The 15,358-nt window shown below is 69.5% G+C and carries 12 protein-coding genes; 8 read left to right on the top strand and 4 right to left on the bottom strand.

What is annotated here, in order from left to right; genetic code table 11:
- Positions 1–54 precede the first annotated feature (54 nt).
- From PV350_RS36160 to PV350_RS36170, 3 genes are all read left to right on the top strand, one after another.
- A complete protein-coding gene (locus PV350_RS36160) occupies positions 55–798 on the top strand; it encodes a hypothetical protein (RefSeq protein ID WP_500337731.1) in 744 nt (247 codons plus the stop codon).
- 227 nt (positions 799–1,025) lie between these two features.
- Positions 1,026–1,421: an RRQRL motif-containing zinc-binding protein gene (locus tag PV350_RS36165; protein ID WP_500337733.1), complete on the top strand. Its 396-nt coding sequence runs from the start codon at positions 1,026–1,028 to the stop codon at positions 1,419–1,421.
- A 24-nt stretch (positions 1,422–1,445) separates the two neighbouring features.
- Positions 1,446–1,916 (top strand): hypothetical protein, encoded by a 471-nt coding sequence (locus tag PV350_RS36170; RefSeq protein WP_500337734.1) that lies wholly within the window; start codon positions 1,446–1,448, stop codon positions 1,914–1,916.
- An 898-nt stretch (positions 1,917–2,814) separates the two neighbouring features.
- On the opposite strand, the gene PV350_RS36175 is transcribed toward PV350_RS36170, so the two are convergent.
- Both PV350_RS36175 and PV350_RS36180 read right to left on the bottom strand, forming a co-directional pair.
- Positions 2,815–2,949, bottom strand: a complete 135-nt coding sequence (locus PV350_RS36175; RefSeq protein WP_500337736.1) for a hypothetical protein — start codon at positions 2,947–2,949, stop codon at positions 2,815–2,817.
- A gap of 244 nt (positions 2,950–3,193) precedes the next feature.
- Complete coding sequence (locus PV350_RS36180; RefSeq protein ID WP_500337738.1) at positions 3,194–5,809, bottom strand: TOTE conflict system archaeo-eukaryotic primase domain-containing protein; 2,616 nt, start codon at positions 5,807–5,809, stop codon at positions 3,194–3,196.
- Positions 5,810–6,001: 192 nt separating this feature from the next.
- Here PV350_RS36180 and PV350_RS36185 point away from each other — a divergent pair, with 192 nt between their 5' ends.
- Both PV350_RS36185 and PV350_RS36190 read left to right on the top strand, forming a co-directional pair.
- Positions 6,002–6,220 carry a hypothetical protein gene (locus PV350_RS36185; RefSeq protein ID WP_500337740.1) on the top strand — a complete coding sequence of 73 codons (219 nt, stop codon included), beginning with the start codon at positions 6,002–6,004 and terminating at the stop codon, positions 6,218–6,220.
- Positions 6,221–6,336: 116 nt separating this feature from the next.
- Entirely contained in the window at positions 6,337–8,736 is a 2,400-nt protein-coding gene (locus tag PV350_RS36190) for a 2OG-Fe(II) oxygenase (RefSeq protein ID WP_500337742.1), read from the top strand.
- 191 nt (positions 8,737–8,927) lie between these two features.
- Here the strand turns inward: PV350_RS36190 and PV350_RS36195 are convergent, their stop codons facing one another.
- Complete coding sequence (locus PV350_RS36195; RefSeq protein WP_500337744.1) at positions 8,928–9,113, bottom strand: hypothetical protein; 186 nt, start codon at positions 9,111–9,113, stop codon at positions 8,928–8,930.
- An 825-nt stretch (positions 9,114–9,938) separates the two neighbouring features.
- Between PV350_RS36195 and PV350_RS36200 the strand changes: the two genes are divergently transcribed.
- The 3 genes from PV350_RS36200 (at position 9,939) to PV350_RS36210 (ending at position 13,309) form a co-directional block, all read left to right on the top strand.
- Positions 9,939–10,262 (top strand): WhiB family transcriptional regulator, encoded by a 324-nt coding sequence (locus PV350_RS36200; protein WP_500337746.1) that lies wholly within the window; start codon positions 9,939–9,941, stop codon positions 10,260–10,262.
- A 2,145-nt stretch (positions 10,263–12,407) separates the two neighbouring features.
- Positions 12,408–13,154, top strand: a complete 747-nt coding sequence (locus tag PV350_RS36205; RefSeq protein ID WP_500337750.1) for a replication-relaxation family protein — start codon at positions 12,408–12,410, stop codon at positions 13,152–13,154.
- Positions 13,070–13,309 (top strand): hypothetical protein, encoded by a 240-nt coding sequence (locus PV350_RS36210; RefSeq protein ID WP_500337749.1) that lies wholly within the window; start codon positions 13,070–13,072, stop codon positions 13,307–13,309. The genes PV350_RS36205 and PV350_RS36210 overlap by 85 nt, the downstream gene beginning before the upstream one ends.
- An 813-nt stretch (positions 13,310–14,122) precedes the next feature.
- On the opposite strand, the gene PV350_RS36215 is transcribed toward PV350_RS36210, so the two are convergent.
- On the bottom strand, positions 14,123–14,656 hold the full coding sequence (locus tag PV350_RS36215) for a YbjN domain-containing protein (RefSeq protein ID WP_500337748.1): 534 nt from the start codon (positions 14,654–14,656) through the stop codon (positions 14,123–14,125).
- Positions 14,657–15,358 lie beyond the last annotated feature (702 nt).

Below are 15,358 nucleotides of genomic sequence, written 5' to 3' on the forward strand. Positions count from 1 at the left end.
CGTCCGGCCCCTGCCCACTTCGTCCCGCTGATCGATCAAGGAGAAGACCTCACCGTGTCTGCCAACCTGCCTGGCCCCGGCCCCGACGATCTGCAAGTCAAGCCCGCCGCCAGTTCCGGTCGTTCCTGGCGCGAGAGCGTCCGGGAACGCTGGGACGACGCATGGCGCGAGGACGGCGTTCTGTACTCACTGTGGGACGACCTGCGCCACGCCCCACGCGAGGGCTGGCACGGCATGGCCCACTGGATCAAAGCCTTGCTCGCTGCTGCCGGTTTCTCGCTGCTGATCCTGCTCATCAACGGCGCAGCCCAGGTCCTGTGGTCCACGGCGAACCGCATCCTGATAGCCGCCCCGCATGTACAGGTCGGCGACGACACCTCCACCGGCGTCTGGGCGGTCATCGACCAGCCCGTCCGTGCCTACCTCGCGCAGCACAGCGCGGGCCTGGCCGTGTCGGCGTCCACCGTCTACACGCTGTGGCAGCTCACCGGCCTGGCCGCTCTCGTGCTCGGGTTCCTGACCCGCAGCAACGGCATACGCCTGATGTGGATCGGGTGGGGCGCGGCCAGCACCTGGGCCGTGTGGTCGGCCAGCCCCCACGCCGGCCGGACCGTTGCCGTGGCCATCGCGGTACTGGCCTGGTCGTTCGCGTCGGCGTTCGCCCTGCGCGGCCTGAACCTGCGCCCCCGGGTGTTCGCGCACATCCACAACACCGCCCCGGAATTCCGGCCCCACATCACCATCCAGGCACAGCCACCGGCCGGCACCACTGACGACACTGACCGCGATCTGGACTGACCGCTGCCTGTCCGGTCCGCGCACCTGCGCGGACCGGGCGGAGAACGGTGCCAGACAACCCCGCCGGCCCCACACCAGCGCGGCCGCCCCGCACACGCAGCGGGGCGGCCGCGCTGCCTCGTGGGCGCGGCCGCCCTGCCACCACCGGAGAACCCTTGGACTCGGAGGTCCCCGTCGTGTTTACCGTCGCACGCCCCGTACCGCCCCGCATTCCGCAAGGTCCGTCCGTGCCAAGCGACAACGACAGCAGCGCGGGATTCCTGACGTATGAGTGGGGCAGCGCCCCGGCCGGGGTCCTGGCCACCCGCCGTCAGTTGCGCGCCCTGCGCCTGCGCCCGGGCGGGAACGAGCCCGTGGCGCAGCTGCGCTGTCGGCGCTGTCTGGGCCTGACCCGGGTGTGTACGCGCATGGCGTGGCTGTACCGGGTCGACCTCGCCCTGCCCATCCGGCCGATGACGCCTGCCAAAGCGGCGGCGCTGGATAGGGCCATGGCCGCGCGACAGACCTGTCCCGCCTGCCTGCGCCGGTACACGTTCGTGCTCCCTCTCAAAACCCTGGGCTTTTGCTTGGAGTGCCACGACGGGACCCCTGCCGACCCCGCCCACTATGCCCCCGCCGCGTGACCGAATCCGAAGGAGCGATCGCCCATGGACTTCCGTAAGGACAGCAACAAGGCCGATTGGGATGACTGGCAGCTGGCGGAGGAGATGGTCCACTTCCGGGGCCTGGCAGCCTTCCCCAGCACCCGCAGCGACGTGCCCCGCTGGATCCGGGAGGCGTTCACCGCCGACGAAGCCCGCCGCGCGGACGCCTACCTCGCCGCGGCCGTGCACGACACCGCCCGCGCCGCGATGAACACAGCCTTCGTGGCCTCGCAGCGTCGGGCGGCCAGGCCATTCGGCTGGTGCACTGAGCGGCCCGGGCCGGGGATCCACGCTGGAGGCGGCGGCCAGGCTCGAGGCTGGCGCGCTTCCGGGTGGCAGCAGAAGGGGGGTGCAAACAAGTGGACACACCCCTCCGCCAGGGATTCTGGTGTTCTGCGTTGCGGCGCACGCTTGCCGGGGCAGTGGGGTGGGTCGGCAACGTCAGCTTCGGGGTCTGTCTGGGGGGAGTCGTGACCTGGCTGGGTGTCGTGGCGCTGCTTCTGAATGCCGTTCGGGGCCGTGGTGGGCGCTCTGGCCGTGGTGGGCGTTCTGGCTGATCGGTCCGCCATGGCGGGGGTAGAGCCGTGCCTCGACGTCGCCAACGGTGGCCGTCCACGTTTGCCCGTGCTGGATGGTGGCCGGGGCCTCAGCGAGCATCCGTTCGGCGAGTGTGCTTGCCGACTCCTTCATGACCTGCCAGCACGTGACCGATCCATAGAAGCGGCGCAGGCCGTCGACTGTAGTCAGCAAGTCTCGCACCGCCTCGCTGACGTCAGGTTCGGCTTGTCCGCCAGAGACGCCTGTGTCATGGAACGCAATGTACGCCCAAATCGCCACGATTCCAGTCTCTCGCGGTGACCTGATGCCTGCATTCGCCGGTGCTAAGTAACAGCGCTCACGGGCCCGAACCGCTGGTCAGGCCGGCCCACGCGTCCTGCCTTCTCGGGATCAGGGCCCCCGGGGCGGCACCGCGGGGCAACCGGGTTGGTGGGCGGGAGGGCATAGGGATTTTTCGTGGCCGCCGGTTCGTCGCCGGCTTCTCCTGACCGGGCCGTGGTTTGGGCTGGGTAAGCCTGTTCCCCGGGGGCGTGCCCGTGCTGCACGGGCAGGGCGCGCCGCGGCGGTGGGCTTCGGACACTCGCTCCTGGCGCTTCTGGAGTGGTTGCTTGGACCGGGGACTGGACAGTGTGCTGGACGGTTGCGTGCAGGGGTGGGCCGAAGGTAGGAACGGTCGTCTCCGGTGTTGGGGTGTTGCTGCTGGTCATGGCCGGTGGGCAAGCCGGTGCGGGACGACGACACCTCTTCCCTGGCGCGATAGCCACCGGGGAGGAGGAACGATGCGGTGCCGGCGCGGGGCGCTATGGCCCTTGGGTCAGGTGGCTGTGTCGCTCAGTGATTGCGCCGCCGCGAGGTGCTGTTCGCTGTCGCGGCGGGTCAGGAGGCGCCAGCCGTGTGGGTCGACGTCGGTGTCGGTTGTGGCGGCGCAGTTGGCCATGACCTCGAACACTGCTCCGGCGAGTTCCTGTCGGGGCAGGCCGCTTGTAGGGAGCGCGTGATCGTGAGCAGGAGTCTCTGCGAAAATGTCGGAATCCGCGTGTGATGAGAATTTGCGTGTCGGCTGATCATGAGCAGAAACGGCCGCCGGGATGTCGGCGGCGGTGACTGTGAGTAGTGGCGGATCCATCGTGTCCGGAGTTCGACGACGCCGACTCCGCGGCCCGTATCCGATTCTGCGACGATCACTCCCGTCGTCAGGTCGGGTGGGCCGCGTGCCAGGCGGTCCAGATGTCGGCGCGGAGGCGTCCTCGGGAGGGGACGTCGTGGCCGTTGTCGCGGGCCCAGGCACGGACTTCGGCAACGGTCGACTTCCCCGCATGAGGATTCTGGACGGTCGAGGTGTCGCCCTGCGGCGCAGAGCCTCCGGTGGTGGCAGAGGAGTCGGTGGTGATACGGGTGGTGAAGCCTCGGCGGGCCAGAACGCGACGTCTATGGTGGTGCATGCTCTCCAGTCGGGAGACTTCCACGTCGGCGTAATCGTGGACTTCGACGTCGGTCTTGCCTGTTTCCAGCTCGCGCATGACGCGGCCGACTTGTTGGATGCTCTTGCCCTTGAAACGGAACGGGCTGGTCAGGAAGAGGCAGTCGAGGCGGGCCGCGTCGAAGCCTTCGCCGGCGACTTTGTCGATGGCCAGAAGCACGGTCGGGCCCATGTCTTCCGAGTTGAGGGCGGTACGGACCTCGGCGCGCTCAGCCGCGCTGAGCTGTCCGTGCAGGAGCATCGGGTGGATGCCGTGGTGGTGGAGGGCCTCAGTAAGGCGGTGGAGGTGTTCGATGCGGTTGCTGAGGGCGAGGCTGTGGCGGCCGCGGCGGACGGCATCGGCGATGTCCGCGGCAATCTGGGCGTTGCGTTCCTCGTCGGCGGCGAGTTCTCCGTACAGAGCCTGGAAGGAGACGCCGTCGTCGCCGGTTTCCTCGGTGGTGAAGGCGGTGGGGTGGACGATCAGGTGCTTGATGAAGGTGGTCTGGTCGGCGATCTCGTGGCGGATGGGGCCGCACTGCATGGTGATGAGCGCGTCCATCTGGTCCGCGCGGTAGGGGGTGGCGGACAGGCCCGTCCAGCGCCGCACGGCGGCTCTGTGCACCGCTGCTACGGCGGCCGGTGCTCCGATGGCGTGGCACTCGTCCACGATCACAAGGCCGTAGCCATCCAGGAGTTGGTCGGGGGCGTCGCGGTGGGCGAGGGACTGGAGCATCACCAGGTCGACCACGCCACCGCGGCGGTCCTTGCCACCGCCCAGTGAACCGACTTCCTTGTCGCCCAGGTCGAGGAAGGTGGCCACGCGCTCGTGCCACTGGGCTAGAAGTTCGGCCTTGTTCACGATGATCGCGGTCGGCTGCGCGGTCTTGGCGATGAGAGCGCAGGCCATCACGGTCTTGCCAGTGCCTGGCGGGGCCACAAGTACACCGGTCCTGTGCGGGGCCATCGTGTCGACGGCTTTGGCCTGCACCGGGGTGAGTTCGCCGGTGAAGCGCGCGGTGATCGCGGCGTGCGAGGGCAGGTCGTCGTTGATGCACAGGTCTCCGCCTGCGGAGGCGACGAGCTTGGCTGCTTCGTCGGCCAGCCCCCTGGGGATGCGCAGCCAATCGGGATCGCTCGCGTCGAAGCACATCACGAACCGGGGTGTCCCGAACGTGGAGTAACGCATCTTCTGCTTCTTGTAGAAGTCCGGGTTGTGCAGGCTCGCCAGGTGCTTGAGAGCCGCCACGAGCGGGGCGGGAAGGCCCTGGGTGGCGATGGCCAGCATGGCCCCCAGCCGGGCCCGTACTACTCCGGGGGCCTTGCCGAGAGTGGTACGCCGCGGCTTCGGCGGCATCGCCTCGAGCGTGGCCGCCGGGCCGACCTCGACCGGCTGCAAGGTGTTGACCAGGGCCTCGACCTCGCCCCGGCTCAGCCGCTGGATCTGGGAGAGGCGGGCGAACTGGTCGGGGTAGGGCGTCCAGGTCGCCGGGTCGCAGAAGAGGGTGGTGCCTCGCTCGCGGCAGGCGCCGTTGAGCGGCAGAGCGATCAGGTTGCCAAAACTGCCGTTGCCGGATGTCCTCGTCGGCAGAAGGTCCTGCGCGGGGAAGAACCGGTCGAAGCTGGCCAGGGACATCCGCTCGCGTGCGGTCATGGCGTCGCCCAGCGGTGCGGCCCCCAGTCGCCGGGCAAGGCCAGCGGGGACGGGGTCGGTGAAGAACGTCCATACGTGGGCGCCCTCGCCGGACCGGGAGATCTCCGCATACGCCGGTACTCCGGCTACCCGGCACGCCTGATGATAAGCGGCAGCATCGCCGCGCCAGTCCCGGTCGTCGAAATCGCAGACCAGCAGCCAGCAGGTGTCGTCGGTGAGCAGCGGATACAGCCCGACATGCAGGGCATCCGAGCCAGATTCGGGGCGGCTGAGGTGCTCGATGAGCACGCGGTCGGTGAGCGGCAGCAGTTCGCGTTCTTCCCCGGGGCGGCGTTCCCAGGGCCGCTTGGTCTCTGCCGGGCTCCATCCCGTCTTTCCGGACTTGGCGGCCCACCGGCGGGCGTACACGTCGCTGCGGCCCGCGAACAGCGCCTTGAACAAGGCGAGTTTCGTCTCCACCGTCGAGCGTGCATCGGCCCAGGGCAGGCCGGACGGTGACACCGCTACCACAGCAGGATCCTGAACGGCCGACGGCACCTGCTGCGGGGGCGACGGCTCGTCCCAGCAGGGGACCGCCTGCGCGGCCGGCCCCAGCAGGTCGCGTAGGCGCCGGTTCTCCTCGCGCAGCGCCGCATTCTCCTCCACCGCCACGTCCAGCCGGATGCGCAGCTCGGCGGGGTCTTCCCAGACATCCACGTCCGCCATGATGTCCGATTCCCGTCCTGAGTATGCGTGTGCTGAGACCAGCGCCAGTGCGTGCACGGCGACCGGCCCTTACTCATGGACGACGCGCCATGGCAAGTTGCGTCGTGGAACAGGCATGAACGTCGTTGGCACGCAGATCGTGCACTTCGTCGCAGCCGTCAACTGGGCTCCGTCATCGGCTGGATGACCGTAGCCTCCGTCCGTGTCCCGCTCAAGGGCGTACGGCTCAACGAGCAGCGGCACCGGGACACCGAGATCAGACTGGCCCGGCTGGTCACTGTCCTTGTCCTCGGTGAAGTCCGCCGCCAGACCTTCAGCGGCCGACTGGCGCAAGGCCCGCGCGACGTATTCCGCCCCAGGGGGCTCTCCCGCAGCTGCGGTCATGTCCGCACCACCCTGTGAGCAATCGGGATGTCAAGAACCAGCTTTCCGCCATCCGGGTGCGGGAACTTCCCGTAGCGCTAGGGTTTTCGGAACATCCGGAACGGCACGCCGCCGAGTAGAGGGACGAAAGCGTCATGGGGCAAGGGACACGGGAGCGACTGGCGGAGCTGTTGGACAGCTCGGAGCGGCGCGGGGACTTCAGCACCCGTATCGAGATGCCCGCCCGCGCGCTGCGCATCACGGTCGACGGCGTCGGTGACCTACGGCTCCCCGTACGCGCCCCAGTCACCAGGAAGCTGATCGCCCATGCCCGGCAGGCCCGCTTCGGCCGCGGGGCGCAGACCCTGTCCGACACCGGCGTGCGCGACACCTGGGAGATCACTCCGGACCGGTTCGCCCTGGGTGGCCCCGACTGGCAGCGCACGCTGAGCGGTGTCCTCGACGGGGTCCGCACCGCGCTGGGCCTACCGTCCACCACCGTCCTGCGGGCCGAACCGCACGCGCTGCTCGTCTACGGCAAGGGCCAGTTCTTCCTGCCGCACCAGGACTCCGAGAAGGACGACTCCATGGTGGGTAGCCTCGTCGTCTCGCTGCCTTCGCACCACACCGGCGGCGAACTCGTCGTCGAACACGCCAGCCGCTCCGTCACGTACAAGGCGTCGAGGGAACGGCTGACCTTCACCGCCTTCTACGCGGACTGCCACCACGAGGTCAAGCCCGTCACCTCCGGTTACCGCATCACCCTCACCATGAACCTGCTCGCCGAGCCCGTTCGTCCGGTCGGCGAACCTGGCGGCAGTTTGGTGGCGGACCTGGCCCAGTGCGTGACCGAGCATTTCACCCAGCCCGCCGAGGACCGCTACGGCTACGGCCGCACCAAGCCCGAGCCGCCGGGCCGGCTCGTCTACCTCCTCGACCATGAGTACACCCAGCGAGGCCTGGACTGGGAGCGTCTCAAGGGCGTCGACGCCACGCGCGCCGACCTGCTCCGCCAGGCCGCCGGACAGGCCGACTGCGAAGCGGTCCTCGCCCTCGCGGAGGTGAAGGAGACCTGGGACGCCCAACCGCCCTACGACCGTTACGACTACTACGGCGAGGTCGAGCACTTCGACGACTGCGAGGACGATGAGTGTGAAGGCGAGTGTCTTCTCGACCCCGACGGCGAGCCCGGCGCCGAGCGCCGCCGCAGCGGCGACTTCTCCGACTACGAGCTCACCGACCTGATCGACGACGAGATCACCCTGGGCTGGTGGACCCGACCCGAGGGCGCCGGCGGTGAGCAGATCTCGCTGCCCGTTCCGTACGCCGAGGTGTGCGCCACCACCGCGAACAAGGATCTCACGCCCTACCAATCCGAGTACGAGGGCTACATGGGCAACTACGGCAACACCCTGGACCGCTGGTATCGGCGGGCCGCGGTGGTGCTCTGGCCCCGGCAGCGCTCGTTCGCGGCACGTGCCGAAGCAGGCTCCGCGCAAGCCGTGCGGGAACTCCAGGGCCGCCTCGACGCCGGGGAGCTGGAGTTGGCGCGTACGCTCGCCCGGTCGCTCGCCCCGATCTGGAACCACCACGGTTCAGGCCCGGCGGCAGCCCCGCTCTTCGCCGCGGCTCTGGGCGTCGCGGTGGGAGTGGAGGAAGCGGACACCGCCGCGATGCTTCTCGCGCCTTTCGGGGTGGAGACCCTGGACGAGCGGCACGCCCCCGATCTCGCGAAAGCGGCCGCACGGTACGGACGGACGTGGGCACGCGGAGTCGTCGACAGCTGGTTCGGCCCGGTCGGCGCCTACACCGGGGCCGACCGAGACGCCTGGCTCGAAACCCTGCCTGGCCTCGGCGCCGCGCTGCGGAGTATGGACGGTGACGGAGACGGGGTGGCCACACCACTGGCCGAGGGGGTCTGGCGCGCGTTCGAGCAGCAGCTCACCGGCTGGCTCGGCATCGGCCGGGAGAAGGAGCGCCAGGCGGCCCTGGAGCGGCTCGGCACCCCGCTCGCCCACCTCCTGCGGGCGACCGGTCCCGAGACCGCCGAAATGATCACCACCGCTCTACGCAGCCGACCGGACACCGTACTGGAATGCCTGCTCCCGTCCCTGCGTACCGCGGCCCGCCGACAGGCCGGCGTCCGCGACGGCACCCCGGCGGCCCGCGCTTTCCAGTCCCTCGCCGACCACTGCGAGACCCGGCTGACCGCAGCCCTGGCCCGCCCCGTCCGGGCGGCGGACGACTGGTCCCTCACCCCGGACCGCGGCTGCCCCTCCGACTGCGACCTCTGCCCCGGCCTGGACAACTTCCTCACCTCCCGCACCCGCCGGACCATGGAGTGGCCGCTCGCCAAGGACAAGCGCCGCCACATCCACAGCCGCATCGACCTCGTCGGCCTGCCCGTCTCCCACACCACCCGGCGCCAGGGACGCCCCTACACCCTGGTCCTAGCCAAGACGGACGCGGTGTTCACCCGCGAGCGGGCGGCCCGCTCCCGCGCCGAGACCGACCTGACCTGGCTCCAAGAGAAGTGGCCCAGGCCACGCGGCTGAGGGCTGACCGGCGCCCATCGGGCGAACCCGATCTCCTCACTGAGCCGATAAGGCATGGCGGAGGTGCATTTCGCTTCTGGGCGCGATCTCGCTCTCGCCGCCCAGGCAAGCCCATATGGTGGTGGTGCCGTAACCGTTGCTCATGATCGCGCGGATTTGCTCGGACGGTGCTCATGATCACGCGGAATTGCTCACGAAACCGCGGATCCTAGACCGCTGATCTGTGTCAGGGCGAGGGCGGGTACGGGAACGGTGATCTGGCCGTGGGCCCAGTCGTCCAGGGCCGCGTGCGCGGTGATCGGTCCGGCGTGCACGATGCGGGCCAGCGTGAAGCGGTACGCCACCGGGGTGTCACCCTGCGTCGTCTGCTGGCCCACGTCAATGCCCGTCAGGGCACCGGGGACGTGCCCGCAGACCCGGCACCGGCCCTTGCAATATCCCTTGCGCTATCGCTTGCACCCCGGTCTCGGGCCGCGACATTGCCTGCGCCATCACCTGCGGCTTTGTGGCGACTCACCGACATGCTGCTGCAGGCCAGACCTGGTGGTGAGTGCAGGTCCACCGCTCTGACTTCTTCCCCTGGAACCGCCCCTTGGAGCCATCGAGAGCAGGATGGAGAGGTGGAGGGCCGGGCGGTTCGCGGGGAACGCTCCCCCGCCGCTGGGCGGCCCGGTGGTGGGTACGCGCCCCTGAGGCCGGCGCCCGGGCCGGCTTCAGGGCGGCCCCGAGGGGCGGGGCCGCGTGTTGGCGGTGGTGGGCATCGCGGGTTGGAGGCCGCCTTGGCGGTGTTGCGAGGGCCGTTGCGGCAGGCGTTGCGAGAGCCGTTTCGCCAGGGGTTGCGGCGGGCGTTGCGCATCCTCCGGCGGCCGAGCTGTATTGGCCCTGGTCACGGGCGGTTTTGCGGGTGCCTGCCGGTCTGACTTCTCTTGTAGAGGGGCTTGTCCCTGCGCGGGGTGCGCCCGTCCCTCCGGCCGTCGTGGGGGCGGCCTGGGAGCCGCTGCGCTGCGCTGGGCCAGCGTTGGGGTGGCGGCCCGCGTGGGGACGGGCCGTGGGGTGTCTGTGCCTGCCGCGTCGTGATGCGGCGGGCGGCACTGTATCGCGGTCACCTGGCAGGCGTTGGTGACTTGCTGTCTTGCCACGAGGACTGAGTGTCCCTGCCAGGGTTGGCCTGCCTGATCAGGGCGGAGGAGAGGACGGCTGGGATGAGGGCGGAGGGTTGGGGCGGACGCGCGGCGTGCCGTATCAGCGATGCGGATGTGCTCTTTGTTGAAGGTGCCGAGCAGCACCGGGCCAAGGCCGTCTGCACGGGCTGCACGGTACGCACCGAGTGCCTGGCCTACGCGCTGGATCACCGAATTGAGGACGGCATCTGGGGCGGCATGACCGAAAGGGAACGCCGGGCGCTCCTGCAGCGCCGACCGGCCGTGGCATCCTGGCGCGCTCTCCTGGAGGCCGCCCGCCTCAAGCACCGGCAGACCGGTACCGGCCCGCGCAGCAGCGGGCAATCCCTTCGCGAAGCAGGCTGACAACAACACACACAGCGCCGCGCTCTATTGCGTCCCTGAGTCCTCATCGCCGTTATCGCCGATGAACACCGCCAACGCTGCGCCCTGGCACGAGACTCCCGGAACCCCGGGGGGAAGTTCCGGGAGTCTCGCTGTGCACAGTCGCGGGGTTCAACGACCGGCTGCAGCCAATGTCACGCCCATTCGACGACCAGCTGCGCGAGGCCGCACCTTGATCCTTGCTGAGGCAGGGCCGGGCCCGAGTTCCCCCGTTCAAACGGCCCGGCCGTTCACTGTGCTGCTACCAGCGCATGCCGAGCCTCTCGAGTTCCGCGCGCCGGTCCTCGGTCAACTTTCCGGGAACTGGCCGAGTTTGACCTCGGTCACGGTCCCGTCCGGGTCAGTGAGCTGTTCCACGTGCTTACGCGGCACGTGGAGGGCGCCCTCTCGGGCGTGGAACTGCTGGGCGGCCCGAAGGTTGATCGGCCCACTTGTCGGCCTGCGTGCGGGGCGCTGGCTGCCTCTCACCAGGTTCTGCCGGGCCGAGGTGGAGCATGTTCTCCAACATCCAGGCCTGCGCGGGCAGCAGCTGCTCCCATCCCAGGCGCTGTGCCTGGACCCACGCGCCCAAGTCCTCACCCTGAACGCTCACCTGGCCCGGCACGGCGGAGAGCGGTTGGCCGTTCTCGATGAGCTTCCGGCACAGCCGGTAGGAGCGCTGCCAGGCCACGGGCCAGGATGGGCCCCAGGACGGGTCGATCGCCTCCAAGGCGTCCCGCCGTTCCTCCGACAGCGCCCCGGCGGCCGAACCGACCGACAGCCCGGCCTCACGCCGCTGCGCGATGCTGTCGGCGAGCCTGCCGGCAGTCCGCGCGCACGGACGCGGTGTACTGCTCACCGAAGTGCCGCACCCGGGCATGGCGGCTGCGCCGGAACGCGGCCGGCACTGGTGACGCTCCGAACGGCCGTGGTGGTAGGCGTCACCGCGTGACGGCTGACCGTCACGGTCGAGCGGGCCCGCCGGGCACCTGCTGGCAGCGGTTGCGGGAGGTGAACCCCGACCGTGTCGCTGTGATCGAGGAGATGGGACGGCGCCTGCGCGAGCGGCTCGATCGCTGGTTCCGGGCGACCTGGCAGCACCCGCGTCCTGCTGCCGGCGGAACTCGCCGCCCTCGAGGGACAGGCGCCGCCGGCACTCACCGGTCCGGACGGGACACCTGCGCCTGCCGCTGCACTACGGCCAGGCGCCGGCGGCCGGGCGCTGGCTTGGCGAGTAGCCCCCTTGTGCTGGGCTCGCCGCGGCGGTGACCCGGTGCCAGTAGCGCCGCGGCGTTGGTCTGCCACACCTGGACATTCCGGCCGGTCAAGGGGCGGTCAAGGGGCATAGCGAACACAGTGGGCCGGTGGCGGATCAGGACGCGGTCAAGGGGTTGGCGTGCACGGTGGTGCTGCGTGCTCGGCAGACGTGGGGCCCTCTCGCAGTGGGAGAGGGCCCCACGCCATCACTCACTACTATTTTTTTGAGCGGCCTCGCTTCCGGGGGAGAGCCTTTTCAGCGGGGCCGTAATTCCAGGGTGCGCCTGTGCCGGGCCGGAGGCCATCGCGGCCGGTGTGCGGGCCCTGCCCTGTGCCGTTCGGCGTGCAACTGCCGGAAGTACCTCGTGCCCTCTTGTCCGCGCGGCGGCCCGGCGTGGGCGGTGAACGGCTGCCCCCTTGACCAGATGGTCTGGCGTGCGTTTTCCCAGGACCGCACGTGCCGGCGGAGCTGAACAGGCCCCGGACAAGGGGGCTTCCAACACGCTGCTCCTTCCGCGGTCGCCCTGTCCGGGGCGGCGGCCCTTGTGCAGTGGGGGAGACCGATGGCTGGTACACGGCACGGCAGCAGCCGACGGGGGAGAGGGAGGCTTGCCCGTGTTGGGCAAGCCGTTGGGGGTTCCTGTGGGGGCCGCTTGGGGTGCTCCTTGGGTCCCCACTTGGGTACCCTGCAGCAGTGTCGGAGGGAATTCCCCTGGTCAGGCCGGGATTCTGCGTGCTTCCCGGGCCGTCACAACCCTCTTTTCCCCTCTGTGGTGTCGGTGGGGGAGGAGATCATCGGGTTCCCGGGGGCCGGGTCCCCGGCGGGGCCGCTTGGGCCGCTCGGGCCGGACGGGACAGGGCGTCCGGCTGGTGGCCGGCCGCGACGGGAAGGGGGCGGGGCTGATGGCGGGCAGACGGATCGCGAATCCGGCGGGGTCGTCGAATGGTCTGCGGGGGGATGTGCTGCGGGTGTTGGGGGTGTTGAAGGTTGCCACGGTCGATCAGATTCAGCGGATCGCGGCACCGCACCAGTCGTTCCAGCACACCCTCAAGAAGACCCCGTCGATGCGGAAGACGGCCCGCACCGCTGCGCACGCCGGGGCGCTGTCGGATCTGCGCAGGCACGGCCTGGCGGAGAACGGCGGCACCACCACAGGCGGCGAGACCCTGCGGAATTTGACCGTCAAGGGCCTGGAAGCCGCCGCCCACGAACTACGCCGCCCGCTGTGGGAGATGGGCGGCCCGGCCCGCGGCGCGGGCAGCAGCGGAGCCGCACACGCCCTGGCCGTCAACGAGACCGTCATCGCCCTGCTGCGCCCGAAGCCGGACCTGACCCTGCTGGCCGGGGAACCGCCGCAGGCGCTGGCTGAGGCCCGCGCGGTGGTCGACGGTCCGGCCGGGATCGGCACGATCGCCTCCTATGCGACGGAGGTCCCGCTGCCGGCCACGGGCACGTGGAACGCGCCGGGCGGGGCGGTGCCCAGGCCGACATCGTGCTGGCCGCGGCGCAGGACGGGGTGCGGCTGCTGTTCGTGGAGGTCGATAACTGCCACGAGAGTGCGGAGGAACTCGCGGGCAAGCTGGAGAAGTACGCGCGGTTCTTCCGCCGGCAGGTGAAGGACACCGACGGCAAGGAGCGGGCGATGTGGCGGACCCGCTGGCCGGTCCCCGACGGCCGGTGGGGGACGTGCCGCATCCGCCGGTGCTGCTGGTCTTCCACCGGATCGGCGACCGCAACCCGGACCGCACCGTCCCGCGCCTGGCCGACCTGACCCGCCACCTGTGGCAGGGCATGTGGCACGGCGAGGACGGCTTCCACTCCTACGACCAGAAGATCCCCATCATCGCGACCGGGCTGAACAACCTGCGCGAGCACGGCCCGGCCGGGGCCGTCTTCTGGCGCTTCGGCCGGACCGGCATGAGACCCTCACCGACGCGATCGGCAACCCCCGCAGGGAAGCCGTCCAGGAGGCACACAGGGCCCGTTAGGCCGCGTACCAGGTCGAACAGCAGCGCAAGGCCGAGCGGGAAGCCAAGCGTCCGGCCTGCGCGGAGTGCGGGGCGAAGTTCCCCGACGACCGCTGGAAAGCCGCCCGCAACTACCCCGACCCCACCACGCATTGGCACCCGACGCGGTGCGAGGACTGCGAAAGCCACGCGAGGGCCGCCGCGCTCCAGGTCGAACAGGAAGAACGCGAACGCCGCGAGCAGGAAGAAGCAGCAGCTGACGCCGAAGCCGCACGCGGGGCTGGCGGCTGGCTCGTCCGCTTCCGAGCCTGACCCATAAGGGCAAGCCTCGTGCCGGTTCTCTCCGTGTGCGTTGGTCCCGAGCCTGAATGACACCGAGCAGTACCTGCTTGTTCCCGGTGGTGGGGGAGATCGGCGCATCGCCGACGGTCGCCCTTCACGGGGGTGGGCCGAGCGGGGCGGTGGTCGCCCTTCACCAAACACCTGCTGCGCACGCCCGTTGTGGTGGCCGTGCACAGCAGGGTTGTCAGGCGCGATAGGGGGTGCCGGGATTCCTGATGCGATGCGGCCCGAGGCTGCGCCTGTGAACTGTGGCGATTGTCTAGTTGCAGGTCACTTCACGCGAAGAAGCTGTCGCTGTCGCCGTCGTTGGTGGGCTGTGGGTTCTCGGCCAGTCCGAGGGTTTCGAGGATCCAGTTTTCGAATTCGATGGAGGCGCGGACCCAGCTGACGGTGCTGGAGACGAAGTGTTCCAGGCCGACGCCGAGGCCGATGAGCATCTGGACTTCGCTGATCAGGCGGAGGGTGCCGTCGTCGTGGGTGTGGGTGTAGGCCTTCGGCCATAGGGTGCGGCGGTTCCAGTCGTCGATCGCCTCGTGCAGCCGGGACTTGTCCTCCATGCTGTGGGGACGGTCGTAGAAGGTACGGACCGCGAAGATCTGCTGCTCCTCCTCACCCCGGAACGTGAAGTAGGTGCGGAACTCCTCCCACGGCGCGGCGAGGTCGCCCTCCTCGTCCTCGACGTACTTGAGCTCCATCTGCTCCAGTAGCTGTTTGACCAGATTCTGGTCAGGGACGACCACGTTTCCAGGGCCGGGCTGGGGGTCAGTCGGTTCCTCGAGGTTCGGTATTGAGGACGGTTCGATGCTCACTGTTGGGCTTTCCCTTCGTACGGATGCCGCCATCTTCCCTTATGCGCGGGCTGCCTCGGTCTTTGCGGCCCGTAGTGCAGCCCACTTTCGAACCCCTGGTCCACGATATCCGCCAGGGGCCCTTCCGAAGGTGTCGCCTTTCGCCGTCTCCTGGATCAAGTCAATGCCCGGCGGGGCATGGTGGACTGGTCCGACAGGTCGGCGCTATCCCGTTCGCCATGGCCGGCCGGTGGGCGTTGTGCACGAACCGACCCGTTCATGGCCCCGTCAGGCTCGGCGTGCGGTCACCGGGTGTGCCGGGACAATGTGAGGGGCCGGTGGGCTGGGCCCGGCACCTTTCCGTATTTTGGCGCCTGGAATCGATTGCCTGCCGCGGATTATCTATATGTTCCGGGAATTATCTGGGATGGGGTGCGGGATATTTGGGTGATGTGTTTCTGGCGTGGGTTGGGATTGCCGATATGGTGTTTGGTTGGCGTGGGCTGCCGGTGTGGGTCTGGCCCCTTGGGTGCTGCCGGGAACGCCGGGCTTTGTGCCGGGTTTTCGGTGCTGTGTTTGCTGGTGTTGTGCTTGCTGTGTTGTTGGGGAGGGTGTTGGCGTGGCGTGGGATTGGGATGTTGATTTGCCTGAGTGGTTGCGGGGGCTTGTGCCGGTGGTGGTGGGGGATAAGTTCCCGCGGGGTGATGTGCCTGGGTTGCGGGC

Origin of the sequence: Streptomyces sp. PA03-6a (assembly GCF_033792765.1) — a bacterium.
GTDB lineage: Bacteria > Actinomycetota > Actinomycetes > Streptomycetales > Streptomycetaceae > Actinacidiphila.

What these genes read in the sequence shown, in the direction of transcription:
- PV350_RS36170 (WP_500337734.1), top strand. Translation starts at nt 1,446, where the DNA reads ATGGACTTCCGTAAGGACAGCAACAAGGCCGATTGGGATGACTGGCAG.
- PV350_RS36185 (WP_500337740.1), top strand. Translation starts at nt 6,002, where the DNA reads ATGACCGTAGCCTCCGTCCGTGTCCCGCTCAAGGGCGTACGGCTCAAC.
- PV350_RS36190 (WP_500337742.1), top strand. Translation starts at nt 6,337, where the DNA reads ATGGGGCAAGGGACACGGGAGCGACTGGCGGAGCTGTTGGACAGCTCG.
- PV350_RS36200 (WP_500337746.1), top strand. Translation starts at nt 9,939, where the DNA reads ATGAGGGCGGAGGGTTGGGGCGGACGCGCGGCGTGCCGTATCAGCGAT.